The organism is Williamsia sp. 1135 (assembly GCF_002095395.1).
Lineage (GTDB): Bacteria > Actinomycetota > Actinomycetes > Mycobacteriales > Mycobacteriaceae > Williamsia.
The window spans coordinates 20,469-38,126 of sequence record NZ_MJEI01000072.1; the positions used below are offsets into that span (position 1 = coordinate 20,469).

General features: G+C 62.7%; 14 protein-coding genes and 1 pseudogene. 6 read left to right on the forward strand and 9 right to left on the reverse strand.

Annotation, left to right across the window (positions count from 1 at the left end; all coding sequences use genetic code 11):
• Positions 1-100 precede the first annotated feature (100 nt).
• The 6 genes from BFL43_RS06125 to BFL43_RS28830 all read right to left on the reverse strand — a co-directional run bounded on the left by BFL43_RS06125 (position 101) and on the right by BFL43_RS28830 (position 5,922).
• Positions 101-1,687 carry a hypothetical protein gene (locus tag BFL43_RS06125; RefSeq protein WP_084891705.1) on the reverse strand — a complete coding sequence of 529 codons (1,587 nt, stop codon included), beginning with the start codon at positions 1,685-1,687 and terminating at the stop codon, positions 101-103.
• The gene (locus tag BFL43_RS06130; RefSeq protein ID WP_168176540.1) at positions 1,684-2,601 is read right to left on the reverse strand and encodes an ABC transporter ATP-binding protein; all 918 of its coding nucleotides are present in this window, start codon (positions 2,599-2,601) and stop codon (positions 1,684-1,686) included. The genes BFL43_RS06125 and BFL43_RS06130 overlap by 4 nt, the downstream gene beginning before the upstream one ends.
• Positions 2,598-3,140: a flavodoxin domain-containing protein gene (locus BFL43_RS06135; protein ID WP_084891707.1), complete on the reverse strand. Its 543-nt coding sequence runs from the start codon at positions 3,138-3,140 to the stop codon at positions 2,598-2,600. The genes BFL43_RS06130 and BFL43_RS06135 overlap by 4 nt, the downstream gene beginning before the upstream one ends.
• The gene (locus tag BFL43_RS06140) at positions 3,140-4,669 is read right to left on the reverse strand and encodes a DUF4389 domain-containing protein (protein WP_084891708.1); all 1,530 of its coding nucleotides are present in this window, start codon (positions 4,667-4,669) and stop codon (positions 3,140-3,142) included. Before BFL43_RS06140 ends, BFL43_RS06135 begins: the two co-directional genes overlap by 1 nt.
• A 24-nt stretch (positions 4,670-4,693) precedes the next feature.
• A complete protein-coding gene (locus tag BFL43_RS06145) occupies positions 4,694-5,647 on the reverse strand; it encodes a universal stress protein (RefSeq protein ID WP_168176541.1) in 954 nt (317 codons plus the stop codon).
• 104 nt (positions 5,648-5,751) lie between these two features.
• Positions 5,752-5,922: a hypothetical protein gene (locus tag BFL43_RS28830; RefSeq protein ID WP_168176542.1), complete on the reverse strand. Its 171-nt coding sequence runs from the start codon at positions 5,920-5,922 to the stop codon at positions 5,752-5,754.
• Between the two features lie 216 nt (positions 5,923-6,138).
• Between BFL43_RS28830 and ppsA the strand changes: the two are divergent.
• Positions 6,139-8,459 (forward strand): annotated as a pseudogene (gene ppsA, locus BFL43_RS06150) (phosphoenolpyruvate synthase).
• Here ppsA and BFL43_RS06155 read toward each other — a convergent pair.
• Together BFL43_RS06155 and BFL43_RS06160 are read right to left on the reverse strand one after the other, a co-directional pair.
• On the reverse strand, positions 8,429-9,337 hold the full coding sequence (locus BFL43_RS06155) for a 1-phosphofructokinase family hexose kinase (protein WP_346425945.1): 909 nt from the start codon (positions 9,335-9,337) through the stop codon (positions 8,429-8,431). The pseudogene ppsA and the gene BFL43_RS06155 sit on opposite strands and share 31 nt — an antisense overlap.
• Before the next feature lie 81 nt (positions 9,338-9,418).
• Complete coding sequence (locus BFL43_RS06160; protein ID WP_084891711.1) at positions 9,419-10,429, reverse strand: nitroreductase family protein; 1,011 nt, start codon at positions 10,427-10,429, stop codon at positions 9,419-9,421.
• 153 nt (positions 10,430-10,582) lie between these two features.
• Between BFL43_RS06160 and BFL43_RS06165 the strand changes: the two genes are divergently transcribed.
• Genes BFL43_RS06165 through BFL43_RS06175 form a run of 3 tightly spaced genes read left to right on the forward strand, consistent with a single transcriptional unit; the run spans position 10,583 to position 13,756 of the window.
• Positions 10,583-11,356, forward strand: a complete 774-nt coding sequence (locus BFL43_RS06165; protein WP_084891731.1) for an SDR family NAD(P)-dependent oxidoreductase — start codon at positions 10,583-10,585, stop codon at positions 11,354-11,356.
• Complete coding sequence (locus BFL43_RS06170; protein WP_084891712.1) at positions 11,353-12,816, forward strand: AAA family ATPase; 1,464 nt, start codon at positions 11,353-11,355, stop codon at positions 12,814-12,816. Before BFL43_RS06165 ends, BFL43_RS06170 begins: the two co-directional genes overlap by 4 nt.
• Before the next feature lie 16 nt (positions 12,817-12,832).
• Positions 12,833-13,756, forward strand: coding sequence for a hypothetical protein (locus tag BFL43_RS06175; RefSeq protein ID WP_143695134.1), 924 nt, complete (start codon positions 12,833-12,835; stop codon positions 13,754-13,756).
• A 46-nt stretch (positions 13,757-13,802) separates the two neighbouring features.
• On the opposite strand, the gene BFL43_RS06180 is transcribed toward BFL43_RS06175, so the two are convergent.
• Entirely contained in the window at positions 13,803-14,681 is an 879-nt protein-coding gene (locus tag BFL43_RS06180) for a universal stress protein (RefSeq protein ID WP_084891714.1), read from the reverse strand.
• Positions 14,682-14,906: 225 nt separating this feature from the next.
• On the opposite strand from BFL43_RS06180, the gene BFL43_RS06185 reads away from it, so the two are divergent.
• Positions 14,907-16,622, forward strand: a complete 1,716-nt coding sequence (locus BFL43_RS06185) for a GAF domain-containing sensor histidine kinase (RefSeq protein ID WP_084891715.1) — start codon at positions 14,907-14,909, stop codon at positions 16,620-16,622.
• Between the two features lie 108 nt (positions 16,623-16,730).
• On the forward strand, positions 16,731-17,612 hold the full coding sequence (locus BFL43_RS06190; protein ID WP_084891716.1) for a universal stress protein: 882 nt from the start codon (positions 16,731-16,733) through the stop codon (positions 17,610-17,612).
• Positions 17,613-17,658: the final 46 nt, after the last annotated feature.

Below are 17,658 nucleotides of genomic sequence, written 5' to 3' on the forward strand. Positions count from 1 at the left end.
GAGTCAGTTCTCATTCAATTCGGTCGTGGGCTGGATCAGCAGGGCATTTCGACGTCGCTGCAAGGGACCTTGTGCCGTCTGGGACGGTTCGCTTCCCACATCAGCCAGGGACAACGTCGCGGTGGTCGAAGGCTCGGATTCCAGCGAACGTTGCGGCTGCGGCGACGCCGAGCATGAACACCGTTGCGGGCACAGCATCCAGGTCGGCCAGGGTCGGGGTGTGGCTGAACGGCGAGAGATTCTCGATCGCGAAGTTTGTGTCGATGAGAGGACCGAGGATTCCCGCGGTGACGACTGCGACCAGCAAAGCCCACACGATGGCTTGGGCGTGCCGGGTCAGTCCATACACCAGCACAGCGACCGCAGCCATGAGCCAGATCGCCGGCACCTGTCCCACTGACGCTGCGATGATGTGCCCGGCATGACCGGTGTCGCCGGTGTTGACGACGTCGAAGGTCGCCAGTACTGCCCCCGCGGCACCCATGAGGACAACACTGCCGCCGGCCGCGATCAACAGATGTGCGGTCACCCATCGGCGCCGCGATGGGGTTGCGGTCAGCAGTAGGTCAAGGTGGCGCGCAGATTCCTCATGGGAGATCTGCAGAATGACGTAGATTGCGAAAGCTGCTGCGAGCAAACCGATGTATCCCAGTTCTGCGGAGTACAGGCTGTCCACGACTGCGCCGGAGCCACCGAGTCGGCTGAGGTAGTCGGCCATGGCCTGGTTTCCGAGGAAGGAGTCCGCGTTCGCCGCGACGTTCCCGACCACGGCACTGAGTGCCGCGATCCCGATGGCCCATGTGAGGAAAGCTGTTCGGATCAGTCGCCAGACCAAACCTGATCGGGTCCTGATCAGTTCATCTGTCGACTCGTCCGGTCTCGACCAGGACGCGGCGCCCACATCGCGTCGCCGGGCCAGTGGGACTCCGCAGAGGGCGACCACGACCGTTGCCACCCCGAGAAGTGTCAACGGCCACCATTGTTCTTCGGCGAAGGGCCGAACCTGCTGGGCCCAGCCCACCGGGGACAGCCAACGGAGCCAGCTCAGGAAGCTGCTGCTGTCAGCCAGTGCGCGGATCAGATATGCACATCCGATGAGTACGAAGATGGCACTCCGGGCCGCCCGAACGGTCCCGAAGACTTGTGCGCACAGAACGCCGGTGCTCGCGAACAACAGGCCAACCATCGTCCAGGCGGCCCCTACGGCCAGGGCCCCGGGGGTGGGGAGGCCGACGGCGAGCAGCGAGATGCTCGCGGCCGCCCCGAATGCGACGCTGACCGCCGAAGCGCTGACATATGCGTTGATCACGAGTGCATTCCGCGCTGCACCCGCTGCGATCAACAGGTCGGTTCGTCCGGACTCCTCGCCGGCGCGGGTGTGGCGGATGGCGATGACTGCTGTGATCACCCCTACGGCGATCGTGCCCATCATGAAGGGTTTGAGGATGGCCATCTCGCCGAGCGAGACCGTCGGAGACATCCGCCCATACAGGGTGGTAACCGCGGGTGTCGCGTTCAGTGCCGACACGGCAGCTGCGCGCATCTGACCGGAACCGTACAAATCCTTGGTCGCGTCAGCCGAGACCCAGGTGATTGTCGTCAGCAACACGACCCAAGTTGCCGCCAGGACGCGGTCTTCGCGAAATGACAGCCGCAACAGGGTTGCGCACGCGTGCGCGGTCCTCATGGCGTGGCAGCCGCAGTCGTGTCCGGCGGTTGCAGATACTGGCGTAGGAAAAGATCCTCGAGGGTGATGGGTGTAACGCTCAGGTCGGTGACACCAATGGTTCCGAGCGTTGTCAGCAGATCGTTCAGGGCGTCGCGATCTACGGTGCACGTGAGGTGGTCAGCGCTCACGGTGACGTCATGCACACCCCGATGCGCTACCAGAATGTTTCCGGAGCCGACTGTTTCCGCCCGCACCTGGAGTCGCGTCAGTTCTCGGAAGTGTTGCAAGGTACCCGATTCAACACTTCGTCCACCGCGAATGATGGTGACGCTGTCGCACAACGCTTCGACCTCTGCCAACATGTGACTGGACAACAAGACCGTGACGCCGACGCGACGGCGCTCGCTGATGCACTCGCGAAAAGCGGCCTCCATGAGAGGATCCAGACCGGTCGTCGGTTCGTCGAGGATCAGGAGTTCAGCGTCTGACTCCAGTGCAGCGATGAGCGCAACCTTCTGCCGGTTTCCCTTCGAGTACGATTTGGTCTTCTTGGTCGTATCGAGTTCGAACCGGTCGATGAGTTCGGTACGGCGGGGCGTGTTCGGCCTGCCGTGCAAGGACGCCAACATCGTGAGTACCTCACCGCCGGTCAACGACGGCCAGAGGCTGACGTCTCCCGGCACGTAGGCCAACCTGGGGTTGACGATGTCGGCGTGACGCCATGGGTCGTACCCGAATACCTCCACCGAGCCGGCATCTGCCTTGGCAAGTCCGAGAAGAATCCGCAGCGTCGTGGATTTGCCGGATCCGTTGGGCCCCAGAAAACCGTGCACGGATCCGGCGGTCACGGACATGGACAGCCCGTCGAGTGCGCGGGTGGTGCCGAAGTTCTTGGCGAGGTCGGTGATGGCAACGGGGATGTCCATGCTCATGCCGATCTGTGGACTGCCAGAGCGTTGGCGATGCGTAGCGCCCAGCGGTCGATGTCCGCATGGTCGGTGGCGTTGCCGTATCGGCCACCCATCAGCCGGAAGACGATATTGCCCAGACCCGACCACTGACCTGGAGCAATCGCACCAGCGAAGGACCGATGGCCCTGGATGTCGGAGAGGTTGTGCAGCAGTGCGAAAGCGATGGGCTCAGGTATGTGGCGCCGGAGCAGTTGTGCCAGCCGCGGTGAGAGAAGCGAGCTGGTTTCTCCCACCGAGGAGACCGAGAAAGTCCACACATACTTATCGCGCAGCGCATCGTGGATCAGAAGGTTGTCGACTGCCTCCTCAGCCGCGGGGAGCCACTGGCCGTTGTGTACCGCACTCCCCAGGATCAGGCAGTCGTAGCTGTCGACGGATGCCAGTTCGTCAAACGACTCCAGGTCGACCGCGTGGCCCAGGTCCCGCAATCGTTCGGCGATCCGCTCTGCAATCGAAGCCGTGGACCGGTGTGCGCTGGCGTATCCGATGACGACGCGCATCAGCCGTTGAACCAATCCCGTGGATGGGGCGGCTGGACTGCCCTGTCGGTACTGGCCATGGCTGACCCGGCCGGTTGCAGCTTTGATGGTGAATCGACCTCAGGGGCTTGCAATGGTGCCGAGTCCGGCTCGTCGGCCCCCTGGTCCAGACGCATCGGAGGGTAGTCATCGCGCATCAGGGCGGCGTACGCGATCACCCGATAGGCCCAGCGGTTGATACCCATCACGAAGTCGAATAATCCTTGGGGATAGCGTGCCGTGAACAGCAGGCAGATCGCGACGATGGCTACGACCAAGCCGAGTACCGAGCTGAAGAACCACGGCTGCCCGGCGGCCCCCACATCGCCGTTGTCTCCGGCAATGCGAAATCCTGCGTACCACCCTCCGGCGAGGACGGCAAGGATCACGTAGTGAGGAATCGCGAGCAACCACCATTTGACGAGAACCAGACCGCGCGAGAGCGTTTCCGGATAGTCAACGGTCAAGTCGGCCGGATAGTCCGTGCGCCGGAGTGTGAAGGGTGGGTATCGGTCGGTCGCCAGCGCAGAGTAGGTGTAGAACTGCACGCGCCAAACCCAGCGAAGTACGCCAACGTTGAACTCGAAGATGCCGCGCGGATATCGGCCGGTGAAGAGAATGGCGAATCCGGCCACCACAGTGGTGATCACAAAGGCGATGCCGAGGAACATCAAAACGATGTAATGAGGAATTGCCAGCAACCACTTCACGAGCCACAGCCAACGCGAGAGGGGCTGATCGAGTCTCCCGGTGAGCGTGATCGGAGAGGCTCGTCCGATGTGGGTCGTGTCCACCGGCGGGCCACCGGGTGTGGGCCCTACGGACCTCGGCTGCAGCTGGCGGCCCAACCCGATAGCGCCAAAGACGATCAGCGGCGCACCGACGAGCAACAAGACGCCTGCGCCCACGAGCAGCACTGCCGCCAGCGGCCCGAGGAAGTCGAATCGAACTCCCGCTTGAAGAGCTACCGAGACTCCGGGACTGCCATCGGCGTTCATGACAACCGTGGTCCAGGAGCCGTCTTGCAGGTCCCAGGACAATTGTTGCCGGTCAGGTCCGGCGCTCTGAGCGGCCCAGAAGGTCTCTGATGTCGGCGCGCGGGCCGCCGTGGAACCGGGCACCTGCTCATACCGAACGCGGAAGGGATCGAAATTGAGGTCGCCGATCACGGTGTGCGCAACATCATCCAGATATTGCTCGACCTGTTCGGTGGGGCCGACGCCGACAAAGACCGCACTGCCAGGATCGGCGGGGGTGGCCCGCAAGGTGATACGCCCCAGATCGTCGACCCCGAGCAACTCGGGCCTGCTCGCGGAGTCGAAGATGTGAATGTCATCGGACAACAAGGCGGCAGACGAGGTCTGAAACTTCTCTTGTGGGAGCGTGATTTCACCGCCGTCGCGCTGAATATAGTAGCCCCACAACACAAATCCTGCAGCGGTGAGAAGCGCGAGCCCACACAACGCCGATAGGCATCCGGTGATGAGCATGACCACTCGGCTGGTACGCATGGCGATCTCCTCGGAGGTGTCTGATCAGTGACGGGTTGTGGGTTTGGTGGCGAACGCCCTACGAGGAAATCGGTGGAGAAGGGCCCGCTCGTTGTCGGGCCGATGACGGGCAATGAGGGTGGGACAGGGCAATTCGTGCATCAATCGCTGGCTGGTGGAGCCCAACAGCATGCCCGTGAATCCACCGAGCCCGCGGCTGCCCACCACAAGGAGCTCGGCATCGCGACTGAATTGGGTCAACACTTCGACCGGATCGCCATGGGCACTTTGAAAACTCACCGCAACGTCGGGGTAGTCCTGTCGCCAGCCGGCCAACTGCTCAGTCAATACCGCAGTTTCAGCGTTCTGGAGATCGATCGACCGAGAATCGCCGGCGTCGACGAACGCTGAGTGGAGCTGGTTCTCCTGCCAAGCGTGTATGGCCATCAGCGGCGCTCCTCGACGGTCCGCTTCGTCAAATGCCGCGGCCACCGCCTCGAGGCTCGCGGGTGAGCCGTCCACTCCGACGACGATGTGGTGTTGGGGTGTGGTCGCCCCACCTGCCACCGGCACCAAGACGACTGGGCAGCGTGCATGCGTGGCAAGCGCGGAGGAAATCGGATCATGGCGGAGGCCGCTGCTCGTGTGCGCACCGAACACCATCATCGCGGAGTCGGCTGATTGCGCGATGAGCTTGTCTCGCACACCTCCTTTTAGAACCTGCGATGCTATGTCGAGATCGCGAACCCCCGCCTGGTCGGCGATGATGCGCGCAACGACGCTTGCCTCGGTTACGACTCCCTGGGCGGTACGGGCTACGTCGTGGCAATACTCCGCCGGTAGACGCCATGCGCTCATGGTGGGCTCGAGGTCCTCGATGACCGTCACAATTTGCAGCGGGGCGCCACGGACAGCTGCTTCGTACGTCGCCCATTCGACGGCGGGGTAATCTTCATCGCCGGCAACGACACCGACTGTGATCGGCAGGTTCTCAGACATGGCACTCCTTCGTTTGACTCGAACTATTCCGTTCGTCATGGCCGGACCCAAGTGCCGGTGGTCCTCGGTTCGCCGGAACAAAGTCCTCGTCGAGCGGATTCGGGTCAGGGTTCGGTATTTCGAGGTCGCATGGTGGACCACCACCAGTCCTCCAGGGGACTCGGATCGGGCCATTCGATGACGTCCTCCGATGCGGTGCCGGACTGTGCCTCAGGCGGTTCGGCGTCCGGACGTATCACATTGCTCTTCACCTCAGCCGTGTCGTCACGGTGCATTGTGGTTCTCCTGTGCGAACGGGTCTCGGGGGTTTCGGAGGGCGGCAGTCGCCCACCAGTGCAGCGCCTTGCAGGCGGCGGCTCTAGAGTCCAAATGCCCTAACGGGTGATCTGTGGGGGTCTGTGGTCCAAAGTCCTTCGAATGCTGCCGATCGACCCCGCGGGGGAGAACAATGGCCACTGTGCTCGCGGTGGTGAATGGTTCAGCGTGGTGTCATGACCTACACACATCTGTTTTCGGAACTTGGCCTGGCGCAGGCTTCTGAGGTCGGTGGCAAAGGCGCGAACCTGGGTGAACTCACTAGTGCCGGCCTGCCGGTGCCGGCGGGATTCGTGCTCGGTGCCGAGGCGTTCAATCAGTCCATGGACGAGGCGGGCGTGTACTCGCATTTGCTCGTGGCTCACGAGGCCGCCCTGTCGGCGGTCGGCGACGACGTCCGCCTTGCTGAGTTGTGTGAGCAGATGGCAGAGCTGGTGACGAAAGCGGGTATGGATCCGCATGTGCACGCTGCGGTCAGCGTGGGATACCAGGAATTGGGTAAAGGCGACGACATCACGGTCGCGGCCAGGTCTTCGGCTATTGGAGAGGACGGAAGCGCAGCGTCTTTCGCCGGTATGAACGCCTCGTTCACCAACGTAGGTTCGGAGACTGAGCTCATGTGGGCAATCCGGAGATGCTGGGCGTCCCTGTTCACGCCGCGGGTCATCACGTACCGGACTACTCAGCACCTTTCTGCGCCACCGGCCATGGCTGTCGTTGTTCAGCGCATGATCGCACCGACCACATCGGGCATTGTGTTCACCGCCGATCCGAGCACCGGAGACCGCGCCCGGCTGGTGATCGAAGCAGCTCGCGGTCAGGGCGAGGTTGTTGTATCAGGCGCGGTGGAGCCTGACACCTACGTCGTCGACAAGCAGGACCTCGCAGTGCTCAAGGTACGAGTAGGCGATCAGGAGTTCGAGATCGTCGAAGGGGTCGACGGTCACGATCACCAAGTACCACTCGCAGCAGACTTGCGACGTCGGCGCGTCTTAGACGATGAGACCATTCGTGATATCTGCACTCTTGCAGTCGATGCTGAAAATTACTATGGCAGTCCGCAAGACATCGAGTGGGCCATCGATCACGACGGGACCATCTGGATAGTCCAGTCTCGTCCCATCACCACACTCGCCCGCCCGAAAACAGCCATCCATCGCACGGGAGGTGATCATCGCGAGGTATTGCTGCGCGGTCTGCCGGCGGCTCCGGGAGTCGCCAGCGGACCGGTACGCGTCCTGACGAGTCCGCACGACGGACACCTGCTCAAAGACGGGGAAGTCCTTGTGGCCCCATGACCAACCCCGACTGGCTACCGACCATCAGGCGCGCTGCGGCGCTGGTCACAGATAGCGGTGGAGTGACGTGCCATGCTGCGATCGTCGCCCGCGAGGTCGGTGTGCCCTGCGTTGTCGGCACACATTCGGGCACAAGCGATCTCCACGACGGAGAACTCGTGACGGTGAACGGGCAAACGGGGGAGGTCGTATCGGGCGTCGCGAAACCAGTCGCCTCGACGACCTCGTCTGCGCCGGCGGCGACAATCATCTCTTCACGGGGGGAAATCACCGCAACCAAGGTCTACGTCAACCTGACGTCACCCGAGAACGCAGACCGTGTTGCCGCTCAGGATGTCGATGGCGTCGGATTGCTCCGTGCCGAGTTCATGTTGACCGAAGCGCTGGACGGGCGACACCCGCGGGCGGTGATCGCCGACGGTGACCAACAGATGTTCGTCGACAACATGGCCACCGCGCTCTGCCGTATTGCCGGACCGTTCGGTTCCCGGCCAGTCGTCTACCGTGCCAACGACTTTCGTACCAACGAGTTTCGCGAACTGACCGGTGGTCAGCAATACGAACCCGTCGAGCACAACCCGATGATCGGGTACCGCGGATGCTACCGCTATCTGCGGGACCCAGATGTGTTCAAGCTGGAATTGCAGGCGCTGGCCGCTGCCCGGGAGAACCATCCCAACATCCACCTGATGATCCCGTTCGTGCGAACCAAGTGGGAACTCGAACGCTGTCTGGAACTCGTCGACGCCAGCGCATTGAAGGATCATCGAGACATGCATCGATGGGTCATGGCCGAAGTGCCATCAGTGCTTTACTGGCTACCCGAGTACGTCTCCGCGGGAATCGATGGTGTCTCCATCGGCAGCAACGATCTGACACAGCTGATCCTGGGTGTCGATCGAGACTCGGAGACGTGCGCAGAACTGTTCGACGAACGGGATCCCGCCGTCCTCGATGCCATCGACCGCATCATCGCTTCTGCCCGCAGTCTGGGCATCACGTCCTCGCTGTGCGGTCAGGCCCCTTCGACACATCCGGAGTTCGCTGACGAGCTGGTAAGAATGGGTATTTCGTCCATCTCGGTCAACCCGGACGCGATCGACGACGCACGCAGGCAGGTTGCGCGCGCCGAGAAGCGGCTGCTGCTCGCTTCAGCCCGTGCGGAACATCAGGCCGCTTCAGCGACCGCGCGTGCGTAGAGTCGGTCCACTTCGGCACGCTCGGCCGGCTGGGTGCCGGGCGTGAGCAATGTCGCTGCTCCCGCTGCCGTTCCGAACCGCACAGCTTCGATGAGGGTCCATTCCCGTGCCAGCCCGTAGGTGATGGCTGCGACCATGTTGTCGCCCGCTCCGACGCCGGTGCCGGATGGAACCGGAATTCCGTCGAAATCTGTTGCACTATCTGCAGTGACAAGCAACGCACCCCCGCGACCCAGTGAAATCACCACGATCTCGCACACTTTTGCGGCGATGAGGTCTCGCGAGGCAGCCACCTGTGATCGACGATCTGCAAGGGCGGCACCGACGTGGTCGCGGAGCTCCCGAATGCTCGGCTTGAGCAGGTGTGCGTTCGTCACATGCCGTAGAGCAGGACCCGAGGTGTCGACGATGATGCGACAATTGTGTCGTGCAGCGATGGTCGCGATGCGTGCAAAGAACGCGCCCGAACACCCGGGAGGCATACTCCCACTGACCACGAGATAGCCGTCGGTGGGCAGGTTTTGGTCGACTACCCGCAGGCACCGACGCTCTTCGGGCATGCGTAGGACGGGCCCGGGCAAGACGAACCGATACTGATTGTCCGTCCACTGCTCGGTGATGGTCATGCTCTCGCGGGTGGGTTCGGCGATCGAGACTGCGTGGACCTCGACGCCGTCATCGGCGAGCAAGGCTCGCAGGTGCGCACCCGAGTGACCTCCGGATGTGACCACTGCCGCGGCTGCCGTGCCCAGTGAGACAAGTGCTCGCGCCACGTTGACGCCACCTCCTCCCGGGTCGTAACGGGGGACACCGCATCGCATCTTCTCGGTCGGCATCAATTGGGGCACCGAGGTGTGAATGTCCAGTGCAGGATTCATGGTCAGAGTGAGGATTCCAGGCATAACGATCGTCCCCCGAGGTGTCGTCGTCGACTCAATGGTCACTGCGGCCGGGCGTATCTACGTGACGGGGACGTTCGAGTCGATACCCACTACGACCGCGGTCACCGGTCGGCGCGGAGTCGGCGGCAGCGGATCGGCGTTCATCGGTGCCCAACCGGTACGGATGATCAATTGCGGAAAGCTGTGGGTACTCGAGACATGTTGTTGAATGAGGCGGCGTGTATGGGGGAGTTCGAGTGGCTCGGTGAAAGCACACGTGGCCAGACCCATCGCGGTTGCCTCGAGAAGGATGGCGCTGGCAGCTTCTCCGGCGCGAACCTGAGATGCCCGGTCATCCCCGGGTGTGCTCACCAAGAGCAGGACGCCGGCATCGTCATCGGACTCGACGTGCGCCGTCTGTTCGAGTGATGGGGCCGCGAACGCCCGGGTCGGCATATTGCGGCTACTGTCGTCGGCGGGCGCTGGCGAAGCCGGAACATTGGCGCCTGGCACTCCGTCTTCAATGCGGTGGTTGCCACTCCACAGCGCCATTTCGTCCTGGTAGAGCGGGTCTTTCGCGTGGGCTTCGGCGGCGGTCACCGCGGCCCGGCGAAAGAAGGTCGACATCTGGGCACGGTCGAGGACGACGCCTTCTGCGGCCGCTCGCTTACCGAGCGTGGCGAGGTGGGCCTCCGGTACCGGCCACGAGCTGTACCAGCGGCGGTCGGATCGGCGTCGGGGTATTGCAGCAGCCAAAGCGACCACATGCTCTGAGGGATTGTGCGGATGTAGTGCCAGTGAAGCGATGTGGTAGGGGTCCTCGGTGATCGGAAGTCTGGTCACTTCGGCACGCCAGCCCAGGGCCTCCAGGGCTATCCGCATGTGGTGCAACATGATCCCGCAGCTGACATACAGGTCGCGGCCATCTGGATCTGTTTGCATCAGGTGTAGGTCCGGGTCTGCATACAGGTGCACCGAACCGGTGCTCACCCGTATTCGCCACGGCTGGGAGTTATGGACCGACGGCGCGCGCAGCGCGAGCTCGGCCGCCGACGTGATGGTGGCGGGATCAGGCAAATGCTGAGACATGAAGGGGCTCCAATCGTTCCTGTTCAGCGTGTTGCACCCAGGAAGATGGCGCTAGGGGGATAAGTGCCCTGACGAAGGGACTTTGTCCCGTCGTCGCCATTCCCCGAGCCATCCATGCTGGACGAAACGCATCCGGACAACCAAGGACTTGACATGGGAAGCTTCGAAGGTAGAGCGGCACTGGTCACGGGTGGGGCCCGCGGTATCGGTGAGGCAACGGTCCGTGCACTCGCGGCGGTCGGGATAAACGTGATCGTTGCCGACGTGCTCGACGAGGAGGGCGCGGCAGTGGCGGCCTCTTTGGGCGCGTCGGCGGTCTATCAGCACCTCGATGTGACCGATGTCGACAATTGGAACGCTGTCCTGGCCCAGAGCGAACGGCAGTTCGGTCCGTTGACCGCGCTGGTCAACAACGCCGGCATCCTCGAGTTCGGAGGTGTAGGTGACCTCGAACCCGCCGCATTCTGGCGGGTACTCGACGTCAATCTCGTCGGTCCATTTCTCGGAATACATTGTGCGGCAGCATCTCTACGTAGAGCTGGTGGTGGAGTCGTGGTGAACGTGTCGTCGACCGCGGGTCTGATGGGTTACCAGAATCTAGCGGGGTACGTAGCCAGCAAGTGGGGGCTGCGCGGGCTGACCAAGGCGGCCGCGCTCGACTTGAGTGAAGCCAACATCCGGGTCTGTTCAGTGCATCCAGGGCCCATCGCCACCCCCATGACGGCCGGATTGGATGCCTCCGTAGCGGCAGGCCAACCGATCGCACGTTTCGGGCAGCCGGAGGAAGTGGCAGCGATGATTCGTTTCATGATCGTCGAGGGCACTTACAGCACGGGATCAGAGTTCATCATCGACGGCGGCGCGGTCACCGGGACCGGGCCGGTAGTCGCACCATCTACCGCCGAGGTGCCGGCGGCAGCACGATGACCTCGCCCTTCGACCACGTGCCCATCGAGGTTCGCGAGACCCATTCCGGGGTGGTCATCCTGTGCGGCGATCGGGCGATCAAGGCGAAGAAGCCGATCACCACAGCGTTTCTGGACTTTGGATCGGTTGCAAAGAGAGATGCGGCATGCGTCCGGGAGATCGCACTCAACCGGCGGCTGGCTCCGGATGCCTACCTCGGACTCGGTCACCTGCGTTCACCTGATCATCCACCCGAGCCGCTAGTAGTCATGCGACGCATGCCCGAAGAGACGAAGCTGTCCCGACTCCTCGACGACGGGCGGGCAGGTTCAGCGGTGATCGAGGATCTCGCCCGCCGTGTCGCGCGTTTCCATCAGAGTGCGGTCCGCAGCGCGGCAATCGATACCGAAGGCACTCCGAATGCGTTGCGGCGCAGATGGGCTGACAATCTGGACGAGATACTCGACCTGGATGTCAGCGCGGGTGACGTCGAGTTGGTCGAACACATTCAGGCGCTCGCCATGCAGTACATCGACGGCCGCTTGATTCTGCTGACCGAAAGAATCAGCGCCGGCCGGGTGATCGACGGACACGGTGATCTCTCGACCGAAGACATCTTCTGTGTTGAAGATGGCCCCCAGATCCTCGATTGTCTTGATTTCGACGACCGCCTTCGGTTCGTCGACGGCATTGACGATGCTGCGTTCTTGGCGATGGACATCGAATACCACGGGCACCAGGGACTGGCCCGGAGATTCGTGAGGGCCTATACACACGCAGCAGGAGACGACGCGCCGTCGACGTTGGTCGACCACTACATCGCCTACCGTGCTCTGGTCAGAGCCAAGGTGGAATTGATCCGTGTCGCTCAGGGGGTTTTGTCAGCTCACGACAGCGCGCATCGCCACCTCAGACTCGCTCATGAACACCTCATGCGCGGCCGGGTTCGGCTGGGCTTGATCGGGGGACTGCCAGGGACGGGTAAGACCACCGTCGCCACCCGCCTTGCCGAAAAAGTCGACGCGGTTCTCATCTCGAGCGATGTAGTCCGAAGAGAGCTCCTCGAAGCCGGGGTCATCACCGGCGATCGCGGAGGGTACGGGGAGGGCCTCTACTCCGAACAGAACAAAGCAGTCGTCTATGGGGCTCTGCTCGAACGAGCAAACATGTATCTGCTGGTCGGCCGGTCGGTGGTCTTGGACGCTTCGTGGACCGATGAGACCGAGCGGGACTTTGCGATTGCCCTGGCGAACAAGACGTTCTCATCACCACGTGTGATGCGCTGCGCCGTCGACGAAGCGACAGCAAACGAACGGATCAGCAGTCGTCGTGGATCGGTTTCTGACGCGACGCCCGAGATCGCGCAAGCCATGGCCCGGTACGCCTGTGCGGAGGTTTGGCAGGGTTCGTCCATCATCGACACCTCGGCCACCGTCGATGAATCGGTGGAGGCAGCGGTCGCAGTGTGGTCGCGCCGGTGATCGCAGGCGGGCGCTCGTGACAGATGACGAGGTCGTCGAATGGCTGCTGCGTGAGAGTGATCCGGCCATTCGGTGGCAGGTGATGAGCGATCTCGCCTCTGGCCGGCCAGAAGATTCCGACCGCGAACGCAGCAGCATCGCACACCGGGGGTGGGGGCGGCAATTGCTCGCCGCCCAGGACGAATCAGGCATCTGGGCCGGCGCGTTGTACAGCCCGAAGTGGACGTCGACGACCTATACGCTTTTGCTACTGCAGCGGCTTGGTCTGCCTGCTGGCAACAGTCAAGCTCTGCTCGGCTGTCGACAACTGTGGACTGGCGCTCGATTCGTCGGTGGTGGCCTCACCTTCGCCAAGACTGTTCCTACGGCCGAGATCTGCATGACCGGCATGCTGGTGTCGTTGACGTCCTACTTCGGCTACGGAGATGACCGACTGGACGCGACGGTGCAATGGCTGCTCGAGCAACAACTCGACGACGGAGGCTGGAATTGTGAGTCCCTTCGGACGGGATCCCGGCACGGATCCTTCAATACCTCAATAGTCGTCCTCGAGTCCTTGCTCACCTATCAATGCACCACCGGGCAGGTTCCGGTTGACGATGCGCTACATCGGGGTCGCGAGTTCTTTCTACGCCACCGACTGTTCAAGTCCCATCGCACTGGCGACATGATCGATCCGGCGTTCACCCGGTTTCCGTTCCCGCCCCAATGGCACTTCGACGTGGTACGCGGCCTCGAGTTCTTCCGGCTCAGTGGAGCCGAACCTGATGAGCGACTCAGCGACGCGGTTGCGGTCGTCAGGGCCGCTCGAAGCAGGGACGCAACATGGCGCCATTACCGCCCCTATCCGGGCCGGTACTGGATGACGATGGAGTCGAAGGGGCCGAGCAGATGGAGCACATTGCGCTGCTTGCGGGTGCTGCAATGGTGGGATCGCTGAACCGCAGCCGACCGGACCGTCTGGGAGTCGCCGGCCCCGGACCTCCTCAGTGCCTGCTGGGCACGACCATGACCGGGCACTGCGCCGAGTGCAGAACTTTGCGGCTGGTGGAACCCAGAAGCATGCCGCTGAAACCTCCGCGACCGTGACTGCCGACGACGACCAACTGAGATGCCTGCGCATGGTCGAGCAGCGCGTGGACGGGACGGTCGCGAACGACCGCCCGGCGGACTTTGACGTCCGGGTACTTCAGACGGAGGTCGCCGATACTCTTTTCCAGGACGTCCTCGGCTTCGTCGCGTTTGGTCGCCCATCCAAACAGGTCAACACCGGCTGAGGCGTGGACCAGGGCAAAGTCCGCGCCCGACCACGCGTGCACCACTGTGAGACCGACCTCGCGAGCTGCGGCTTCGTCAAAGGCCACCTCGAGCGCCGGTCTGCTGGCCGCCGACCCGTCTGTGCCCACGACGACCGCGCGTCGACTGGCTTCATCGGTGGCGGTCCATCCCCGCACCACCGTCAGCGGCACGTGGGTGTGTGAAGCCAGCGCAGAACTCACCGACCCCAGGACGGCTCGATTGACGAGCCCGATACCACGGCTGCCGACCACCGTCATCCGGGCCGACGCGGAGAGATCCAGCAGAGCAGGGATCGGGGGGCGGGTGTCGACAATTGCGGAGATCTTCAGTCCCGAACTCGCCGAATGCCTGGCCATTGCCTCCGCTTCGGCGAGTGCCGATTCGGATCCGGATCGTAGAGCCTCGAAGTAGGCAGCGGGCAACACAGCATCAGCCGGCGGGCACGTTGAGGAGACCAGCAGCAGGTCGGAGTGGTGCAACTCAGCATCCGCAGCGGCCCACCGCACGGCATCCAACGCTGTCGATGAGCCGTCGACACCGACAACAGTGGGGGCATTTGTGGTCATCTCGGTCCTCCTGGTCGTTCGATTGACCACACCAGTCAACCTCGCGGGGTCAGCAGGCCGAACCTGGCAAAAACCATCGGAACAGGTGACCTTAGTACTCGAAATGGGTTACGAATGGCGCACGGCGCTAACGTGGTTCGCGATCCTGTAGATATTGGCTGAGCATTTTGTTACGCTCTACTGTCGGCCAGCGCAACGCTCGTGGGCACTCGGTATCGGGGAATTATGGAGTCGTCGTCAAGGGCATCCGACAGCGTGCGCGAAACGCTGTCGCAACTACGGTTGCGTGTACTGCTCGATGAAGTACAAGATCGCATCGGTCAGATCGCGCAAGCCGGTGAGCAAACCGACGGCCTGATCGAAGCGATGCTCGTGGTCACCGCAGATCTTGATCTGGAGACGACGCTGCGTTCGATCGTTGCATCAGCAGTGAAATTGGTCGATGCCCAGTATGGCGCGCTCGGGGTCCGAGGCGAAGGGCACCATCTGAGCGCTTTCATCCATCAGGGTATCGACGACGACACACGCATCAAGATCGGGCCGTTACCCACCGGGCGAGGAGTGCTGGGTCTGCTCATCGATCAGCCAAAGCTGGTGCGACTCAACGATCTCTCCCAGCATCCGGATTCGGTTGGCTTCCCGCCGAACCATCCGCCGATGACCACCTTCCTGGGCACGCCCATTCGAGTTCGAAACGAGATCTTCGGTAACCTCTATCTGACCGAGAAGAACGGTGGAAAGAACTTCACCGAGGACGACGAGGTTGTGATCCAGGCGCTGGCGTCCGCCGCCGCGGTGGCAATTGACAACGCCCGCCTGTATGCGGAGTCGCAGTCACGGCTCGCCTGGATCGAGGCGACGCGCGATATTCGGACCGAATTGCTGTCCGGAGCCGACATCGACAGCGTGCTGAATATGGTTGCTCGAAAGGCGCTGGTGCTGACCGACGCTGACGTTGTGTTCATCGCGAGACCGGAAGACCTCGAACTTCCGCACGAGCAGGTTTGCGACCTGGTGATCACCGTCGCCGAAGGGGAGGACGCAGCTGACCTGCTCGAGCGCACCGTACCGGTCAACGGGTCGACGTCGGGTGCGGCTTTTCTGCATCGGACGGCCTACCTGCGGGACAAACTGGCCTATCCGCCGACCGGCTCGTATGCACAGCATTATGGTCCGGCAATCGCTGTGCCGCTGAGCACTGCCGACAGCATCAGCGGAGTGTTGGTCGTCGTGAGAAAGGCTGGACGTCAGTCGTTCACCGAGGAGCTGCTCGGACTGGTCTCGAACTTCGCCGACCAGGGAGCCCTCGCGTTGTCCATGGCCGAGGCGATCCGGCGTAAGCGAGAACTGGAGGTCTTCGCTGACCGAGACCGGATTGCCCGGGATCTGCACGACCACGTCATCCAGCGCATCTTTGCCGCCGGCATGAGTCTGCAAGGCACCCTGCAACGCACCCAGTCGCCTGAGGTGCGTGGACGGCTCACCGAGACGATCAACAATCTGCAGGACATCGTGCAAGAAATAAGAACGACCATCTTCGATCTGCAAGCCGACGGGCAGGACTCGTCTACTCTGCGGCAGCGAATACACGAGGTGGTCGACCAACAAATCGGCGACGCATCAGTCAAAGCATATGTGCGAATGTCTGGCCCCTTGACGGTCGTGGAACCAGCCCTGGCAGAGCATGTCTTGGCGGTTGTGCGCGAATGTGTCAGCAATGTCGTTCGCCACGCACATGCGCAGACCCTGACCCTGAATGTTTCGGTAAATGACGACCTGGTGGTCGAGGTCGTTGACGACGGGGTCGGTATGTCCGGCGACATCACTCCCAGTGGCGTGGCCAACATGCGGCAGCGGGCCCGGGAACTCGGCGGCGACCTGACTCTGACGCCGGGCGATGACGGCGTCGGACTCGTGGTCCGGTGGTCAGTTCCGCTGTGATCGTCTTTTGGTGACGAAAGTCCTCGCAAGTCAGGCGCAACGCCAACATCGCTCAGCCTCAACCAGTTCTACTTTCGAAGGGACAACAACTTCGAAGGGAACGCAGATATGACTATCGAGATTCAGGCTGGGGCGGTGATAGTCGGAGTCGACGGTTCGGAAACCGCCCTCGGCGCCGTCCGGTGGGCGGCAAAGTTTGCTCAGAAGTCCGCTGCGCCAGTTCATCTGATTCATGCATTGCCCACCGATGAGTGGTACGTGGGATTGGGGAGATCGGCGCTGATCAGTGAGCGGGCGCTCCTGGATCAACTCCGCGAAGTCGGCGCAGATCACCTGAAACGGGCGCGCGAGGCGGTTGGCGAGGTGGACCCAGGGGCAGAGGTCACCTCAGCCATCTGCGACGAATCGGTGGCTGAGTACGTCCATGCGCATTCGCAGCACGCCGCGATGGTGGTGATCGGATCGCGGCGCTCGGGCCCTGTTCGCGACATGCTGCTCGGCAGCCAGGTCATCGCCGTCACCAATGCCGCACAGTGTCCTGTCGTCGCCTGGCGCGCTCACGAGAGCAAGGGCGGCGACGTCGTCGTCGGCGTCGACGGCTCAGAGCATGCGGACAAGGCGCTACTCGCTGCCTTCGAGTACGCCCACCTGATGGGTGCTCGCCTGGTGGCAGCACACTTTTGGCAGGTGTCCGCGATGGTCGGTATCGGATACAGCGGCGCGTTGATCGACTGGGAACAACTGCGCGACGACGGCACGGCCTGGCTTACCGAACATGTCGCAGTGGTGCGAGACAAGTTCCCCGACGTCGAAGTCGCGATACTGTACGGCGATGCGTCCGCTGCACGCGGTCTCGGTGAGCTCTCCGCCGCGGCGGGCCTGTTGGTGGTCGGGTCACAAGGACGCGGGGCCATGACGGGGACCATCCTCGGCTCGGTCAGCCAGAACGTCCTACACCACTCGCAGTGTCCCGTCCTCGTCGTACACTGACCGCACAACTGAAAAAGGGTGAACCGCGAAAGCGGTTCACCCTCTT

What these genes read in the sequence shown, in the direction of transcription:
- BFL43_RS06125 (WP_084891705.1), bottom strand. Translation starts at nt 1,687, where the DNA reads ATGAGGACCGCGCACGCGTGCGCAACCCTGTTGCGGCTGTCATTTCGC.
- BFL43_RS06130 (WP_168176540.1), bottom strand. Translation starts at nt 2,601, where the DNA reads ATGAGCATGGACATCCCCGTTGCCATCACCGACCTCGCCAAGAACTTC.
- BFL43_RS06135 (WP_084891707.1), bottom strand. Translation starts at nt 3,140, where the DNA reads ATGCGCGTCGTCATCGGATACGCCAGCGCACACCGGTCCACGGCTTCG.
- BFL43_RS06140 (WP_084891708.1), bottom strand. Translation starts at nt 4,669, where the DNA reads ATGCGTACCAGCCGAGTGGTCATGCTCATCACCGGATGCCTATCGGCG.
- BFL43_RS06145 (WP_168176541.1), bottom strand. Translation starts at nt 5,647, where the DNA reads ATGTCTGAGAACCTGCCGATCACAGTCGGTGTCGTTGCCGGCGATGAA.
- BFL43_RS28830 (WP_168176542.1), bottom strand. Translation starts at nt 5,922, where the DNA reads ATGCACCGTGACGACACGGCTGAGGTGAAGAGCAATGTGATACGTCCG.
- BFL43_RS06155 (WP_346425945.1), bottom strand. Translation starts at nt 9,337, where the DNA reads ATGAATCCTGCACTGGACATTCACACCTCGGTGCCCCAATTGATGCCG.
- BFL43_RS06160 (WP_084891711.1), bottom strand. Translation starts at nt 10,429, where the DNA reads ATGTCTCAGCATTTGCCTGATCCCGCCACCATCACGTCGGCGGCCGAG.
- BFL43_RS06165 (WP_084891731.1), top strand. Translation starts at nt 10,583, where the DNA reads ATGGGAAGCTTCGAAGGTAGAGCGGCACTGGTCACGGGTGGGGCCCGC.
- BFL43_RS06170 (WP_084891712.1), top strand. Translation starts at nt 11,353, where the DNA reads ATGACCTCGCCCTTCGACCACGTGCCCATCGAGGTTCGCGAGACCCAT.
- BFL43_RS06180 (WP_084891714.1), bottom strand. Translation starts at nt 14,681, where the DNA reads ATGACCACAAATGCCCCCACTGTTGTCGGTGTCGACGGCTCATCGACA.
- BFL43_RS06185 (WP_084891715.1), top strand. Translation starts at nt 14,907, where the DNA reads ATGGAGTCGTCGTCAAGGGCATCCGACAGCGTGCGCGAAACGCTGTCG.
- BFL43_RS06190 (WP_084891716.1), top strand. Translation starts at nt 16,731, where the DNA reads ATGACTATCGAGATTCAGGCTGGGGCGGTGATAGTCGGAGTCGACGGT.